Consider the following 16,438-nt stretch of genomic DNA (forward strand, 5'->3'; position numbering starts at 1 on the left):
CACCCGAGAAAGGGCTTGCCAACGTGAATGCCGTTTTGCAGCTGAGTCCGTGGGGCACGGCACAGTGCCGCTCACGCCGAGCAATGCACTTGGCAGGAGTTACCCTATGAGCACCGAATCCAACCATGCAGACTTTGAAGTCGAAAACCACGGAACAATCTTCCTCATTCGCCCGACCTCGGAAGCGGGATCGCGTCACTTTGCGGAACTTGATCCGTGGAATCACACCTTCTACGGCAATGCACTTGCCGTGGAGCACCGGTTCATTGAAGAGGTGGTGGAAAGACTTACTGAGGCCTTCACCGTTGCCACAGCCTAACCCAGACCCCGCCGGCGCGGGGTCTTCCGCCTAATGTGGCTCCCAACGCCAACCGACAGGGCTGTAGCGGAGTTCCAGACATGGCTCCTCTCTACGTACGGCATTGAATGCGATAGCGTAGAGGCGCGAAGAGCCGCAACCGCCCTAATGCATACGTTCACCTACTTTGCCTATGAGCACCGCCATCTACGCCCGAAAGTCAACAGAGAGTGAAGATCGCCAGGTTCAAAGCCTGGAAGATCAGCTTAGGGTGCTTCACCAGAAAGCGACAGCAAGCGGAGTTACGGTCTCGAAAGTCTTCACGGAGTCAAAGTCTGCAAAAGCTCCGGGAGAGCGGCCTGAGTTTGAAAGGCTCATGAGCGAGGTAGAAAGCGGTCAGATTGACTCTGTTCTCACATGGTCTATTAACCGCCTAACTAGAAACCCGATTGATGGTGGACGGATTGCATACGCGCTTCAAATGGGCAAGCTCAAAGCAATCCATACGCCGGATCGAACGTACACACCCGAAGACAGTGCCCTGCTGCTTGCGGTTGAGACGGGAATCGCCACCAGCTACATCCAAGACCTTCGCAAAAACGTGAAGCGTGGAATGGAGGGAAAGGCGCTGAGAGGGTGGTTTCCACACAAGGCCCCCATTGGATATAAGAACAACGCCGAGACCCGCGAAATCGATCCGCATCCTGAAGACTTTGCCAAGGTTCGCAGGCTCTGGGACCTAGCTCTCACGGGAAACTTCACCCTCAAAGAACTGGATACAGAGGCACGGGCGCTCAAACTCACGAACTCAAGAAAGTCCAAAGCTCCGATTGGTCGAACCACCATCTACAAGCTCTTCCGAAATCCGTTCTATTTAGGGCGGTTCCAGCACAACGGAGAGTGGTTCACTGGCAAACACCGACCACTCGTCAGTCCTGCTGAGTTTGAGTTGGTCCAGAAGCTCTTCAAACGCCCAACAACCGTTCGCTGCTCGCGAGAGAAGAATCCTTACTCGGGAGCAATCAAATGCGCCGTGTGCGGGTATTCCGTGGTCCTCACGCAGAAAACAAAAAGGCGAAACAACGGCTCTACGAAGACCTACACGTACCTTCAGTGTGGAGGAGCAGGGTGCGGCAGGCAGGGTATTCGTTTTGAGGAGTTTGAGAACCAGGTTCTTGGAACACTTCGCTCAGTCTCTCTGCCGCCAAGTGGCATTGATTGGCTCAAAAGAGCAGTGCTGGAATCCTTCGATCAAGAGCTTCCGGGGCAGTCCGTATCGGCAAGCATGGCCGAGGAAACCTTAGCCGAACACCTTCGGCGAATGGAGAGGCTAACCCTGATGCGCTTAGACGGCGAGATCACTTCGACTGAGTTCGCAACACTCAAAGGCTCACTCAGTGCAGAAATTGAATCCGCGAAGGGTCTCGTTCAATCGGCAAGTCGGACCGTCGAGCAAGCCCTTGCAATAGCTAGCCGTCTTTGCGGGACGCTCGAAACAGTTGCTCGCACCACCTTCGATAAGACGAGTCTAAGCCGTTCGACTCTTTTGGATGCGTTTGAAACGGTGCAACTTGAGAATGGAAAACCCAAACTCGCACTCATTGGGGTTCTTCAGAAAATCGCCGCGTTCGGACTATTGGAAACTAGCTCCCAATGCCCCAAACCCGGCGATCTTGTACCTGCAAATTCACTTTGGTGGGTCTTAGTAGACCAAATCCGGAACTGGTCGATGGAGCAAGCAAAGGCAGAGGTTGATCAAAACATGCGTCCGACGGGTTCTTGATTGATCCTTTTCCCCGAGGGCGCGGACGTTCGAGTTCTCCCGCCCTCAGGTGAGAACGCATGGAAACTAGAAGCAAGGCGGGAGGCGGCGTATGAGCCGCCTGTACGAGACCGTCACCGAGAAAATTGTAGAGTCACTGAAGCGTGGGGTCGTGCCTTGGCGAAAGCCCTGGAAAGATGCCCACGCTTTGCCGATCAACGTCGCCAGCGGCAAGGCGTACCGAGGAATCAACGTGTTCCTCCTTGGCCTGACGGCCTATTCCGACCATCGCTGGCTCACGTTCAAGCAGGTTCAGGAGCGTGGTGGCAAGGTCAGTCAGGGAGAGAAAGGCACCCTTGTGGTGTTCTGGAAGCAACTGGAGTTTGAAGAGATCGACGAGAGCACTGGGGAGATTTGCAAACGCCGGACTCCGATGCTTCGCTACTTCACCGTGTTCAACGTGGAGCAGGTCGAAGGAATCGAATTCGCATCGCCTTACACTGGGGAGCCCCTCAACGAATCTCAGCGAATGGAGCGAGCCGAACTCTTGGTCGCGAATATGCCAAGCCCACCTGCCATCCACGGCAAGGCTCGGTCAGCGTACTACGTCCCTAGAGAAGACGCGGTGTACATGCCTGCCTTCGAGAGGTTCGCCTCAACCGACCACTACTACGGAACGCTCTTTCATGAGCTGGCCCACGCGAGTGGTCACGAGTCCCGGCTGAACCGTAAAGGCGTGACCGAGGTCGTGCGCTTCGGCTCTAACGACTTCTCGCGCGAGGAACTTGTTGCCGAACTCACGAGCGCATTCTGTTGCGCCACCGTGGGGCTTGATAACTCCCTGGCCGAGGATTCAGCCAGCTACATCAGTGGATGGCTTGAAGTTCTGGGAGACGATCCGAAGGCCGTGGTGATTGCCGCAGCTCAGGCTCAAAAGGCCGCCGACTACATCCGAGGAGTCACCTACGACTCGAAATGACACCCCACCAAACCCCCGCACCACCAGCGGGGTCTTTCAGAGTATCCACACGACCAGAGATGCTACTCCGATCACCACGACTGCCGTGAGGAACAGGTGAAGCTCAAGAAGCTCCTTCTGCCGTGCCCGATGCTCCTGAAATGCCGCACACGACTTGCAGACCACCCGCATCCCGTACTGGCTCTGTACGAACCGAGCTCGCTCCGCTCCGTATTTCTTCTTCTCGACCTCACCAACTCGAACCCGCCGCCGAAGCGGGCGATCCTCGACAGGAATAAGCCTAGAACAGAGGTAGCAGCGGGGCATGCGCCCATTCTTGGTTCATTCGAACAGTCAGCCAAAAGTAACTTCGAACGTGCGAAGGCCTTTCTAACCCATTTGCATCTCGCTACCATGTGAGCACCCGGCAAATGGGTCAAAATGAAGCTAGAATTATGATTTCATTTGAAGGCAGTCACCGGCTAAACGGCTCTCCTCCGGGAGCGGCTCAGGTCTGATGCCGCCAACCACCAGCGAGACTCAGAGGGCGGAGATTCACAAGACCATCTGGCGAATCGCCAATGATCTTCGTGGCTCGGTGGATGGCTGGGACTTTAAGTCGTACGTACTCGGGATGCTCTTCTATAGGTTCATCTCCGAAAACCTGACTTCCTATATCAACAAGCTCGAAAAGGAGGCTGGCGAAGAAGGATTCAACTACGCCGAGCTGTCCGACAAGGATGCGGAGTTTGGGCGCACCGAAACGGTTGCTGAGAAAGGGTTCTACATTCTTCCGTCTGAGCTGTTCGTAAACGTCCGCAGACGGGCCAAGAGCGACGAAAACCTCAATGAGACCCTTGAACGAGTCTTCAACAACATCGAAGGCTCGGCCGTAGGGACGGAGAGCGAAGATGACCTGAAGGGTCTGTTCGATGACCTTGATATAAACAGTGCAAAGCTCGGGCCAACGGTGGCAAAGCGCAACGAGAAGCTCGTGAAGCTCCTCGATGCCATTGGTGATCTGCCGCTAGGTAACTACGAAGATAACTCCATTGACCTCTTCGGTGACGCGTACGAGTTCCTGATGACTATGTACGCCTCCCAGGCAGGAAAGTCAGGAGGTGAGTTCTTCACCCCCCAGGAAGTCTCCGAGGTCTTGGCGAGAATTGCCGTGGCTGGCAAGACTCAGGTCAATAAGGTGTATGACCCCGCCGTGGGTTCCGGGTCACTTTTGCTTCAGTTCGCCAAGGTTCTCGGCAAGGAGAACGTCCGGCAAGGTTTCTATGGGCAGGAAATCAACCTGACGACCTACAACCTGGCTCGGATCAACATGTTCCTGCATGACGTGAACTACGAGAAGTTCCACATCGCTCACGGCGACACTCTGACCGATCCGCTTCACTGGGATGATGAGCCGTTTGAAGCGATTGTTTCCAATCCTCCCTACTCCATCAAATGGGACGGAGACGCGAATCCGCTCCTGATCAACGATCCGCGCTATGCGCCCGCCGGTGTGCTCGCTCCAAAATCAGCCGCCGACCTAGCGTTCACAATGCACATGCTCCATTGGCTCGCCGTCAATGGAACGGCCGCCATCGTTGAGTTTCCTGGTGTCCTTTATCGAGGTGGAGCAGAACAGAAGATTCGTAAATACCTGATCGACAACAACTACATCGACACGGTTATCCAGCTTCCGCCTGACCTGTTTTTCGGGACAACAATTGCCACATGCATAATCGTTCTCAAGAAGTCGAAGAAGGACAACGCAATTCTCTTCATCGACGCCTCCGCACTCTTCCAGCGTGTGGGCAACAAAAACCGACTCCTTCCAGAGCACCAGGAAAGAATCCTGGACGCCTTTAACCAACGTCAGACTAAGGAGCACTTCACACGTCTGGTCACTGCGGCAGACATCGAGGAGAACAACTACAACATTTCGGTCTCCAGCTACGTGGAGAAAGAAGACACGACCGAAGCCATCGACATTACAGCCTTAAACGCGAAGATCGCGGGGATCGTGGCTCGCCAATCTGAGCTACGCACACAGATTGACGCCATCGTGGCAGACCTTGAAGGGAGTCCAGCATGAGCGACAAGCCCGAAAAGCCTCGGAAGGACTTGGATATCGTGCGCGCTTCGGCGGCCGAATATCTGACGTTTATTGCTTCGATTGGCGGTGAATCAGAATCGACCGAGCTGCTCTACTTCGAAGAGAACCTGTGGCTCACGCAGAAAATGATGGCGACCCTCTACGGCGTCACCGTGCAAACCGTGAATCATCACCTACTCAGAGTATTTGCCGATCACGAACTGGAAGAGTCTTCAGTTATCAAACAGCATTTGATAACTGCCTCGGACGGCAAGAGCTACAACACCAAGCTCTACGGCCTGCAAGCAATCATCGCTGTCGGGTTCAAGATCGAGAACGAACGAGCGGTGCAGTTCCGAAAGTGGGCGGGTCAGATCGTGAAGCTCTACACCATCCAGGGGTGGGTTATGGATGTGGATCGCCTGAAGAAGGGGCACATGTTCACGGATGAATACTTCGACCGCCAACTCCAGCTCATCCGAGAAATCCGTCTGTCGGAGCGGAAGTTCTACCAAAAAGTCACCGACCTCTACGCTTCTGCGTTCGACTACGACCAGACGTCTCAGACAACGAAGCTTTTCTTCGCGTTGGTGCAAAACAAGATGCACTGGGCAGTTCACCGCCACACTGCCGCCGAACTCATCATCGAACGGGCAGATGCAGAGAAAGAGCACATGGGTCTCAACACATGGGAATCAGCCCCAATGGGCAAGATCGTCAAGTCTGATGTCTCGATTGCCAAGAACTACCTCAACGACGAAGAGATGGAGCACATGGAACGGATTGTCTCGATGTACCTTGATTACGCTGAAGACCAAGCAAAGCGGAAGGTTCCTATGTCGATGGAGGACTGGGCAAAGCGTTTGGATGGCTTCCTCGAATTCAACGAGCGTGAGGTACTGACTGGCCCTGGACGCATAAGCCACGAGCAAGCCAAGCTCCACGCGGAAACGGAGTTCGAGAAGTACAGGATTGTCCAGGATCGGATTTTCCAGAGTGACTTTGACCGCTTTCTGGAAGCTGGTAAGAAAAGTGAAATGGAGGACTCGGAATGAGCAGTATTGAACGCCTGATCAAGAATCATTGCCCTGAAGGTGTCGCCTTCGTGACCCTGTCGGATGTTGCTGATACAGTCGCCGGATTGAGTGGCAAATCAAAGGCAGACTTTACCGATGGAAATGCTCGCTATGTGAGCTACAAAAACATTTTTGCTAACCTTGCCGTCAATCAGTTGGCTCCAGACTTCGTAAAAGTAACAGTTACTGAACGTCAAAACAGGTTGCGCCTTGGCGATGTCTTGTTTACAGGCAGTTCAGAAACAGCCGAAGAGGTTGGCATGTCGTCCGTTGTAACGACAGAGCCGGTAGAGCCTCTCTATCTCAATAGCTTCTGCTTTTGTCTACGATTTAGGGATTCTCAGTTAATCGAGCCAGGGTTTAGCAAATACCTTTTTCGGTCGAGCCTAATTCGCAAACAAATTGAACGAGCGTCAAGTGGAGTAACTCGAATCAACATCTCCAAAGGAAGGTTTTTGAAGGTTCGGATTCCCGTGCCGCCAATTGAAGTTCAGCGAGAAATAGCGAAAGTGCTCGATACCTTCAGTAAGCTGGAGGCTGAGCTGGAGGCTGAGCTGGAGGCTGAGCTGGAGGCTCGACGACTTCAGTATACCTTCTACCGTGACCAGTTATTGACCTTCGCCGAGCAAGAAATAGCAATCAATCAATCAATCAATCAATCAATCAATCAATCAATCAATCAACAAGACGGATCAGATGGGCGAAAATGAGCGAGATATTTAGCATGAAAGCTGGACAACATCTTTCCGCGACAGCCATCGCTTCTGCGAAGTCTAGTGAATCGCGATTTCCAGTCTATGGGGGGAATGGACTACGCGGTTATGGAAGATCGGCAAGTCACACCGGGAAGTACCTGCTGATCGGACGGCAAGGCGCACTCTGCGGAAATGTAAAGAGAGCGTCGGGTGAGTTTTACGCGACTGAACATGCTGTAGTTACGGAGCCTTCTGACGCCATGGATGTCGATTTTGCGTACTACATGCTTACGTCCATGAACTTAAACAAGTTTAAATCATCTGGCGCTCAGCCTGGTTTGGCAGTCGGCAACTTGGCTGAAGTACTCGTGCCCGTCCCGCCGATTGAAGAGCAGAAGCGGATTGCTGATTTACTAGATAAGTTCGATGCCCTCGTGAACGATCTCAGCTCAGGTCTTCCTGCCGAACTCAACGCCCGCCGCCAGCAGTACGAGTATTACCGTGACAAGCTCCTAACTTTCCAGGAGGCGACCGCATGAGCGAGGATCGAGCGCCTTACAACTACGATCCGATTGCTGTTTCCAACGAGAGCACGGTCGTTGCGCAGTACATCCCAGAATCGAAAGTTCGTGAGACGAGCTACCAGAGTGAAGACGCTCTGGAAAAGGAACTCATCAGGATTTTAGAGGGGCAAGCCTACGATTACCTCAAGTTCACCTCAGAAGAGCAGCTCGTCGCAAACCTACAGGCTCAGCTAGAGGCTCTGAATGATGTGAAGTTTAGCGTCGCCGAATGGAAGCGATTCTTTGAAAGTAACATCGCCGGGCAGAACGACGGCATTGCTGAAAAGACAATTCGCATCCAGGAGGACTCGGTTCAGCTTCTCCATCGCGACGATGGCACGACCAAGAACATCAAGCTGATCGACAAACAGAATATCCACAACAACCGGTTGCAGGTTATCAACCAGTATGAGACCGCCGGGACACGCGCCACTCGGTTCGACGTGACAGTTTTGGTCAACGGCCTTCCGATGGTTCACATCGAACTGAAGCGACGCGGGGTGGACATCCGCGAAGCGTTCAACCAGATCGACCGCTACCAACGAGACTCATTCTGGGCAGGTACGGGGCTGTTTGAGTACGTCCAGCTTTTCGTGATCAGCAACGGAACGCTGACCAAGTATTACAGCAACACCACCCGCCGCCAGCACATTGCCGATGCTGCCGGAGCGAAGAAGATCAAGAAGACCTCCAACTCTTTTGAGTTTACTTCGTGGTGGGCCGACTCGCAGAACAAGCCGATTCAGGAACTGAGTGCTTTCGCCAAGACGTTTTTTGCGAAGCACACCCTGCTGAATATCCTCACTCGCTACTGCGTCCTTACGGCGGATCGGATGCTCCTCGTCATGCGCCCGTACCAAATCGCAGCGACCGAGCGGATTCTCCAGCGAATAGAGGTGGCGTCGAACATGAAGTGGCTCGGCTCGGTGAGAGGCGGAGGCTACGTTTGGCACACCACCGGATCAGGCAAAACGCTCACTTCGTTTAAGACCGCTCAACTTGCGAGCAAGATGCCGAGCGTGGGCAAAGTGCTCTTTGTGGTTGATCGCAAAGACCTCGACTACCAGACGATGCGAGAGTACGACCGCTTTGAGAAAGGTGCAGCCAACTCCAACACCTCGACGGCGGTCCTGAAGCGACAGCTTGAGGACAAGAATGCGCGGATCATCATCACGACGATCCAGAAGCTCGCCAACTTCATTACCGCCAACAAAGGGCATGAGGTCTTTGGTGGCCATATCGTTGTGATCTTTGATGAGTGTCACCGCTCTCAATTCGGTGATATGCACACAGCAATCACCCGCGCCTTCAAGCGATATAACCTCTTTGGCTTCACCGGAACCCCGATCTTCACCGCGAATATGTCGAGTGGTGGAAACCCGAACCTCAAGACGACCGAGCAGGCTTTTGGTGAGAAGCTCCATACCTACACCATCGTCGATGCGATTACCGACAAGAATGTCCTGCCCTTCCGGATTGACTATGTGAACACCGTCAAGATGGGAGACGTTCTGGATAAGAAGGTCTCCGCCATTGACACGGAACGGGCACTTCTTGCTCAAGAGCGGATAGGGTTGGTGACCAGCTACATCCTGGAGCACTTCGATCAGAAGACGAAGCGAACTAGCACGTACTCCCTTGGAGAGCGCCGTTTGCGTGGCTTCAACGCTCTCTTTGCCACCGCATCAATCGACGCGGCCCGGACCTACTACGGAGAGTTCAAACGTCAGCAAGCCGGGCTAGTTCCTGATAAGCAGCTGAAGGTAGGAGTTATCTTTTCGTTCGCCGCGAATGAAGCCGTTGAAGACGGAGCACTTGAGGAAGAGGAGTTTGAGACGAACCACCTCTCTGGTGCGGCCCGTGACTTTCTTGATGAGGCAATCAAAGACTACAACGGGATGTTCGGAACGTCGTTCGACACGTCGGCTGATAAGTTTCAGAATTACTACAAAGACCTTTCCCTAAAGCTCAAGGAGCGAAAGATTGACCTCGTGATCGTGGTCAACATGTTCCTCACTGGCTTCGATGCGACCACATTGAACACGCTCTTTGTGGACAAGCAGCTTCGCGCCCACGGCCTACTCCAGGCCTACTCCCGCACGAATCGAATTCTCAACTCGGTGAAGGCATACGGGAACATCATTAGCTTCCGAGACCTTGAAGCTGAGACGAACGATGCGCTCTCGCTCTTTGGCAACAAGGAAGCTCGGGGCATTGCCATTCTCAAGCCGTATGGAGACTACTTTGCTGACTACGAAACCAAAGTGCATGAGCTACTCGCTAAGTTCCCGCTCGATGAGCGGATTGTTGGTGAACAGGCTCAAAAGGAGTTCGTCACGCTTTTTGGCTCGATTCTCAGGCTTCAGAATATTCTCACTTCATTTGACGAGTTCGAAGGCAACGCAGTCCTCTCAGACCGAGAAGGTCAGGATTACCGAAGCATCTACCTCGATATTTACGCTGACTTCCGCTCCGGCAAGGACTCGGACAAGGAGCAGATTCTTGATGACATCGTCTTCGAGATTGAGCTGATCAAACAGGTCGAGATCAATGTTGACTTCATTTTGATGCTTGTCGCGAAGTTCCGCGAAGCGAAGGGCAACGGCGATGATGTGGAGATTCGTGCGCAGATCACGAGAGCAGTCGATTCCTCGCCAACCCTCAGGAACAAGAAAGACCTCATCGAAAACTTCGTGGACTCGGTCTCTGCGTCAGGTGAACTTGATGCGGAATGGCGAGCGTTTGTTGACCGCAAGCGCGAAGAGGAGCTTGGTCAGATCATTGAAGAAGAGAGCTTAAAGCCGGAGGAGACCCGAGCGTTTGTTGCATCTGCTTTCCGAGATGGCGTGATTCGTTCCACTGGAACCGCAATCACGAAGGTGATGCCGCCGACCAGTCGGTTCTCCTCGGACGGTGGGCACGGGCAGAAGAAGCAGCGGGTTTTGGCGAAGCTCATTGCGTACTTTGAGCGGTTCTTGGGGTTGGTTTCGCGCCATGGGCAAAATGGAGATGAATAGTGGCATCTATCGATAATCAAATCGCCAGCGCTAGTGTGGTTATCTGCACTAACATCGAAAAGCTTTCTGCTGACCGGGCATTGCTATCTCAGAACATTCTTGCCCAGCTACGAAATCTCGTCGAAGCGGTTGCTGTTCGGCTCCACCTCCGTGATGGCAACCATGAGTTTGAATATGCGCTCGTGGGGCCGGCTATGGACTGGGTCGGATCCGGAAAGAAGCAGATCAACTTCCTTCACAGATTCCACAGGCTGTTACAGATGAGTTCCTCTCATTACACCCTTGAAGGAGACCCATCGGAGCGGTTAATGCTCAAATATTTCGAGTATTTGTTAAGAATCCGCACGCTGACGAGAGAAGTCTTTGGGTTTGAGATTCTGCACAATCTTGAATCTTTCCCAGTAGACCTTGACCCATCACTACATGAATATCACCGCAAAATCGCTGAGCGCATCGCTTTCGTTGGACCTGCCAAACCGGATGCCAGACATGATCGCTACTATATAAATAAAGTCCGTCCATTCTTCATAAACGGACGCATTTTCTACGAGGTCACCTTCACCGAAGCGGTAAACAACACGAGTAAATTTGACCGACTCATTGCCTTTACTTCTATCGACATCACTGAGCAGTATTCCGCAAACCTAACGCTCGTCCAGGAGTCTATCGAAGTCTTGGGGTTCACGATGCCCATTTGGATTATTCAGAAATGGGAAATTTCAATCCGTCCTTGTGAGTTGATCAACTTTGCCAAGATTTTAGGTCAAGACATCAATGTAGGTTCAGGAGATAAGGAGTATCGCTTCCTGATGCAATATCTTACGACAACCGAGGGCAGCCTACTGAACTTAATGGATATCTCAGACACTCAATACCTAGAACTCCGTGATCGGATTCTGAATGGGACTCAGAAGCAAGTCATCTTTCCTGCCCTGGAGCGAGCTCGGAAAATCATCCGCAAACATCTTCCTGGAACAGATGTGTTGCGATACCTGCTACTTCAGATGAACAATCGAATAATTAAGCTTCAGTCTGAGGCCACAGAGTGTGGATTTCTCTCGAATTTGAAGCTGTCTTCTGGGTGCAAGCCGTTTGATGAAATGCCGTTCTGCACATCTCTCCGGCAACATAATCCCAGGTTCTCTGATCTTTTCGCCTCCATTGACGCTACGGGGAGGACTCACGAACTATTGGTCCGGCGTGTGAAGAATAACGTTGAAAGGCATGGCCTTCTCTACACGCCTGTTGCAGAACTGGAGTCGTTTGGCGAAGTTGACCATCTGATTGCTACCTATAACGGGAAGTTATATCGGGGGCATGGGAATCGGTTCATGATAATGGACAAAGGGCATGTGTTCATTCGCGAGTACGAAGAGGGAACAGTGTCAATTATAAGGAATCTCCAAGAGTTTGCTGGCTCTGGCATTGGGGGACACGGTGATGCAGTTGATAGATGGTTAGACGAGACACCACTAATTGTTGACGATGTGGCAAAAAAGGCGGCACTCAAGTCACTTTTTGAGAAGTCTCGTGTCGCCCTAGTTTACGGCGCTGCAGGAACAGGTAAATCAACGATGGTTAACTACATCGCGAACTATCTGAATGACAGGACGAAGCTTTTGCTGGCACACACTAATCCCGCCGTTGATAACCTGAAGCGAAAGGTCGTTGCCAAAAACACTTGGTTCCGAACTGTCAGTAGTCAAAAATCGAAGAGTGAGACGTACGACATTTTGATAATAGATGAATGCAGCACTGTCAGTAACGCTGACCTTTTAAAGGTGTTAGAAAATACTTCATTAAAGCTCCTCGTGCTCGTAGGCGACGTGTTTCAGATTGAAGCGATTCAATTCGGTAACTGGTTCAGTATCATACGCCACTTCTTACCAAGAGAATCTGTGTTCGAGTTGACGAGGCCTTTTCGAACAGATAGTGAGGCGCTTCTTGGATTCTGGAGCAAGGTTCGCAATTTAGAGGACGGTATTGAAGAGTCCATCGCGCATAACCAGTATTCTGCGGTACTTGACGAGTCGCTGTTTACATCAAAAGATCAAGATGAGATCACGCTTTGCCTTAACTACGATGGTCTATACGGGATCAATAATATTAATCGGTTTTTGCAAAGTAGTAATGCTGGCAAATCTGTGAGTTGGGGTGTTGCGACTTATAAGGTTGGGGACCCTGTCCTTTTCAACGAGAGCGCAAGGTTCAAACCGCTTATCTACAACAACCTTAAGGGCCGCATCACCGGTGTTCAAGCATTCGGTGATCGAATTCAATTTGAGGTTGAGTTGGATCGAGCCGTTACAGAGCTCGATGTAGATGGTGTTGAACTTCGTTACTTAGGAGGATCGTCGGTCCAGTTCGATGTACTCAAGGCTCGCAGTACAGACGACGATGATGATATGTCCAATGCTGTTGTTCCGTTCCAAGTGGCCTATGCTGTTTCTATTCATAAAGCTCAAGGTCTTGAGTATGACTCGGTGAAAGTTGTTGTTACCGAGGCAAACGAAGAAGACATCACGCACAACATCCTCTACACTGCTATCACGCGCACAAGGAAGCATCTAAAGATCTACTGGACGCCCGAGACCCAACACGCGGTACTTAGCTGTCTTGAACGCAGGAAGAGCGATAAAGACGTTGCATTGCTGAAGGCAAGGCAGGGGTGGTAGAACGAGGTGAGTCAATCGGATTGTCGCTCCACTTGGTCTCTCCAAGGTCTCTCTAACGCGGTGGAAGACGACAGTCGATTAGGTTCAACGGCGTACGAACGCCCAGCCTCGTCGAGCCTAGAAAATGTCAGTCCTAAGGAGTGAGTCGGGAGTTCGAATCTCTCCGGGGCCGCCATGATTCTGTGATTATTTGTTAGACTGGAAAAGTGAAGTTGCGCTACCTCCTTTTCGGGCTCTTCGCTCTGTTGCCATTTAAAAGTGAACTTGTGCAAGTTCACCACGAGGCGAGCCCGGATTGTGCTCTACAGTACATTAGCGAGAGCACTGTACCGGTCAATCACTTACTCCAGGTAGCAACCTGCATTAATCTGACATCTTGGGCACGAATCATTGGACATGATTTCGATCTGCAAGGCAGACTTTCGATCCTAGCCTACGAGACACCTCACGTGCCAATTCTGGAATGGCTCCAAAGTGTCCAACGAATCATTTATGGCTAGGACAACTCTTTTGGCAAAGTAGATATCCTAACTTAAACCTATGAACCCACGTCACCTGGTGCTGTTTGCGTTCATTGTCTTGGTTGCAGTCTTCTTGGCTTACCGAGGGACTACGGCAATACGAGACGATTCTCAAGGTCAGATTAATCCCAAACCCGAGTTTGTTGCATCTGAGCGAGACTTTATCCACGGAATGATCCCACACCATCAAGAGGCTGTCACGAGTTCCGAGGAGCTCCTTTCGGTCGTAGTCGATCCTGATGTCAGAACACTCGCATCAAACATCATTCGAGCACAGGAAGCAGAGATTACGGAGATGAAAACTTGGTACGCTCAGTGGTACGAAGCCGAATACCGCGACGATGGGAAATACAAGGCGATGATGCGACCACTACAGAACTTGAGTCCGAAGGATGCTGAAGCACGCTTCGTCGCAGACATGATTGGACACCACGAGCATGCGGTTCTCATGGCCCGAGAGCTGGCGACGTTTGCGGAGCGACCCGAGCTTCGCACCTTGGCCGCGAACATAATCCGAGATCAAGAAGCCGAGATCAGAACGTTGACCTCGTGGCTTCAGAGCAAGTACGGGCAGACACCGAATGCGGTAGATCACTCAATGCACTAGGATACATCTGGCTCAGAACGCCAGAATCGGAATCTGTGCGCGGCTCCAATTTTGATGGCGGGAACTTTTTCCGGGTAAATTCTGTTCTGGTGAGTATGCGAAGCAAGGGAGCACTGATTCAAATTGTCGTTGCTCTGGTACTGGCTCTGGCCCAAGTGCCCTCCAGTGCACTTGCTGGAATGTTCCTGAAGCATTCAGATTGCGACATGCCGTGCTGTCGAACGCAGGTCTCACCTATTGATTCAAGCGTCCAGAGCTGTCATATCGAAGCAACTCCTGGGCCGGAGCCGTGTGGCTCACATACGGCGTCAGCAAACGGGTCGTTCTCCGCAAAGAAAAGCTCCTGCGATTGCAGCATTTCGGCTCCGTCGGAAAATCGCGGTTCACCAGTTGCAATTGCTTCGACATCCTCGCAATCTTCTTTCCTGCCCTTCGCGGCGTTACTGCCGCCAGAACTGATTTCTCTCGCGCCTCAGCTTTCTTCACTGCGCCAGCCCGGCATACGTGGAACTGACTCAGGGCCACCTGCTCAAAGATCGCATTCCGTCTGGTTGGGGCGAGCCCCGCCTGTGTTACTTGCTTAGTCGAGCCCGCTGAACTTGATTTCAGCGTGGCTGTTCGTCGTTTGACGCAAGTCTCATCTCAGAAACACAGGAAAACCAATGATTACCATCATCGCCTTGTCGGCGGTGCTGCTCGGTCAGGCACAATCACTCAAGTGCCCGGTCATGGGCGGTGCTGTCGCATCAAATACAACATTCGTCGAGTATCAAGGAGCCCAGTTTGGCTTCTGCTGCCCCGGCTGCGAAGGCAACTTTGCGAAAGCCCCCGACAAGTTTATCGAGACCCAGAGGAAAGCTGGAAATACCATCGGATCGTTCTTCTTCGACCCCGTAACACGAAAGCGAATTGAACCGAACAAGGCTGTTTCAACAAAGGATCACAACGGCATTCGGTACTATTTCGCGTCGGCGGAGTCAGCTACCGCCTTCGCCAAGTCTCCTTCCCAATTCTCAGCCGTGCCCAAAAATGAGGCACTTTATTGCCCCGTGGGCAAGGAAGCCGTCTCAACATATGCAAAAGCAAGTGACTACGTCGATTTCGACGGGGTTCGTTGGTACATGTGCTGTGAAGGTTGTGGTGATCCGTTTGAAAAGAACCCTCGCAAGTATCTCACCGCAGCGGCACTCGCGTACGTGAAAGTGCCGTCCGTGCTGAAGCAAAGAGCTTCAACTCCTGAAGCCCCGAGTGCGGACACGGTTACCAAGGTGAAGTTCGAGAAATTCGAGGCCGAACTTCGGGTTCCTGAAGATGGCCTGTTTGCGGGTGAGGAGATTGATGTCGAATTTCGGGTCGTCGATACAACTTCCAAGGATCCCATCGAAGAGGGATTCAAAGGCGTTGGAGGCATCTCAGCCACCGCCGTCATGACGATGCCGAGTATGCAAGGCATGCCAGAGGCCAAGCCTAACGTTCATCGCGAAGGAGTGCCGGGCGATTACGGAATCGAGTTGTATTTCCCCCATGGCGGGGACTACAAGATTGACTTAGCCTTGGATATTCCGGGCGAAGGCAAGAAGACCATCAGCTTCTTAGTGGATGTCAAAGACGAGCGTCCTGCCAATGCAAGCAGGCCGCAACCCTACCGCCTTGACGTAGTCGACTGGCCCACGCATGCGATGGCGGGTCAGCCAACCAAGCTTCGCATGAGAGTGATCGATGTCAAAGCTGGCACTACTCAACGTGACTTCGATATCGCGCATGAAAAGCTGTTCCATCTTCTCATTGCCAGTCGTGACCTGAATTGGTTCATCCACGAACATCCTGAAATGACAGAAGACGGAACATGGGAGATTCCCATCACGTTTCCAGCCGGTGGCGACTACTGGGTTTACGGAGATGTCGCTCCAACCGGAAAAGGTTCCAGGGTGCTGATCGCCAAGGTGAGCGTTCATGGGGACAAACCCACTTGGGATACCAAACTAACCCTCACCCGAACTGCCCAAGATGGCGGACTACGTGGCGAACTTGGCACGATTGCGCCCATCGAAGTCGGCAAGAAAGCAATTGTTGAAGTGAAGCTCTTCGATGACAAGTCGGGTGCTCCCGCAACGGATACGGTCAAGTGGCTCGGTGCGGCTGGCCACATGATGATCTTTCATCAAGATGGGCAAACC

At 52.2% G+C, this 16,438-nt stretch carries 11 protein-coding genes; all 11 read left to right on the forward strand.

The window, feature by feature from the left end; all coding sequences use genetic code 11:
- The first annotated feature begins 106 nt into the window (after positions 1–106).
- A complete protein-coding gene (locus JNJ45_01765) occupies positions 107–319 on the forward strand; it encodes a hypothetical protein (protein MBL8047385.1) in 213 nt (70 codons plus the stop codon).
- Positions 320–491: 172 nt separating this feature from the next.
- A complete protein-coding gene (locus tag JNJ45_01770; GenBank protein ID MBL8047386.1) occupies positions 492–2,081 on the forward strand; it encodes a recombinase family protein in 1,590 nt (529 codons plus the stop codon).
- Between the two features lie 91 nt (positions 2,082–2,172).
- Positions 2,173–3,039, forward strand: coding sequence for a DUF1738 domain-containing protein (locus JNJ45_01775; protein MBL8047387.1), 867 nt, complete (start codon positions 2,173–2,175; stop codon positions 3,037–3,039).
- Between the two features lie 496 nt (positions 3,040–3,535).
- The gene (locus tag JNJ45_01780) at positions 3,536–5,107 is read left to right on the forward strand and encodes a type I restriction-modification system subunit M (protein MBL8047388.1); all 1,572 of its coding nucleotides are present in this window, start codon (positions 3,536–3,538) and stop codon (positions 5,105–5,107) included.
- Positions 5,104–6,162 (forward strand): virulence RhuM family protein, encoded by a 1,059-nt coding sequence (locus JNJ45_01785; GenBank protein ID MBL8047389.1) that lies wholly within the window; start codon positions 5,104–5,106, stop codon positions 6,160–6,162. The genes JNJ45_01780 and JNJ45_01785 overlap by 4 nt, the downstream gene beginning before the upstream one ends.
- Positions 6,159–6,893, forward strand: a complete 735-nt coding sequence (locus JNJ45_01790) for a restriction endonuclease subunit S (GenBank protein ID MBL8047390.1) — start codon at positions 6,159–6,161, stop codon at positions 6,891–6,893. Before JNJ45_01785 ends, JNJ45_01790 begins: the two co-directional genes overlap by 4 nt.
- Positions 6,890–7,417 carry a restriction endonuclease subunit S gene (locus JNJ45_01795; GenBank protein ID MBL8047391.1) on the forward strand — a complete coding sequence of 176 codons (528 nt, stop codon included), beginning with the start codon at positions 6,890–6,892 and terminating at the stop codon, positions 7,415–7,417. Before JNJ45_01790 ends, JNJ45_01795 begins: the two co-directional genes overlap by 4 nt.
- Positions 7,414–10,458: a type I restriction endonuclease subunit R gene (locus JNJ45_01800; GenBank protein MBL8047392.1), complete on the forward strand. Its 3,045-nt coding sequence runs from the start codon at positions 7,414–7,416 to the stop codon at positions 10,456–10,458. The genes JNJ45_01795 and JNJ45_01800 overlap by 4 nt, the downstream gene beginning before the upstream one ends.
- Positions 10,458–13,133 carry an AAA family ATPase gene (locus tag JNJ45_01805; protein ID MBL8047393.1) on the forward strand — a complete coding sequence of 892 codons (2,676 nt, stop codon included), beginning with the start codon at positions 10,458–10,460 and terminating at the stop codon, positions 13,131–13,133. Before JNJ45_01800 ends, JNJ45_01805 begins: the two co-directional genes overlap by 1 nt.
- 540 nt (positions 13,134–13,673) lie before the next feature.
- Positions 13,674–14,261 carry a DUF305 domain-containing protein gene (locus tag JNJ45_01810; protein MBL8047394.1) on the forward strand — a complete coding sequence of 196 codons (588 nt, stop codon included), beginning with the start codon at positions 13,674–13,676 and terminating at the stop codon, positions 14,259–14,261.
- A 662-nt stretch (positions 14,262–14,923) separates the two neighbouring features.
- The coding region (locus JNJ45_01815; GenBank protein MBL8047395.1) for a hypothetical protein at positions 14,924–16,438 on the forward strand (1,515 nt) is incomplete at its 3' end.

The sequence above is a fragment of the Chthonomonas sp. genome (assembly GCA_016788425.1).
GTDB lineage: Bacteria > Armatimonadota > Fimbriimonadia > Fimbriimonadales > Fimbriimonadaceae > JAEURQ01.

Excerpts from the sequence above, each read along its gene's own strand:
- JNJ45_01765 (MBL8047385.1), top strand. The coding sequence starts at position 107 with ATGAGCACCGAATCCAACCATGCAGACTTTGAAGTCGAAAACCACGGA.
- JNJ45_01770 (MBL8047386.1), top strand. The coding sequence starts at position 492 with ATGAGCACCGCCATCTACGCCCGAAAGTCAACAGAGAGTGAAGATCGC.
- JNJ45_01775 (MBL8047387.1), top strand. The coding sequence starts at position 2,173 with ATGAGCCGCCTGTACGAGACCGTCACCGAGAAAATTGTAGAGTCACTG.
- JNJ45_01780 (MBL8047388.1), top strand. The coding sequence starts at position 3,536 with ATGCCGCCAACCACCAGCGAGACTCAGAGGGCGGAGATTCACAAGACC.
- JNJ45_01785 (MBL8047389.1), top strand. The coding sequence starts at position 5,104 with ATGAGCGACAAGCCCGAAAAGCCTCGGAAGGACTTGGATATCGTGCGC.
- JNJ45_01790 (MBL8047390.1), top strand. The coding sequence starts at position 6,159 with ATGAGCAGTATTGAACGCCTGATCAAGAATCATTGCCCTGAAGGTGTC.
- JNJ45_01795 (MBL8047391.1), top strand. The coding sequence starts at position 6,890 with ATGAGCGAGATATTTAGCATGAAAGCTGGACAACATCTTTCCGCGACA.
- JNJ45_01800 (MBL8047392.1), top strand. The coding sequence starts at position 7,414 with ATGAGCGAGGATCGAGCGCCTTACAACTACGATCCGATTGCTGTTTCC.
- JNJ45_01810 (MBL8047394.1), top strand. The coding sequence starts at position 13,674 with ATGAACCCACGTCACCTGGTGCTGTTTGCGTTCATTGTCTTGGTTGCA.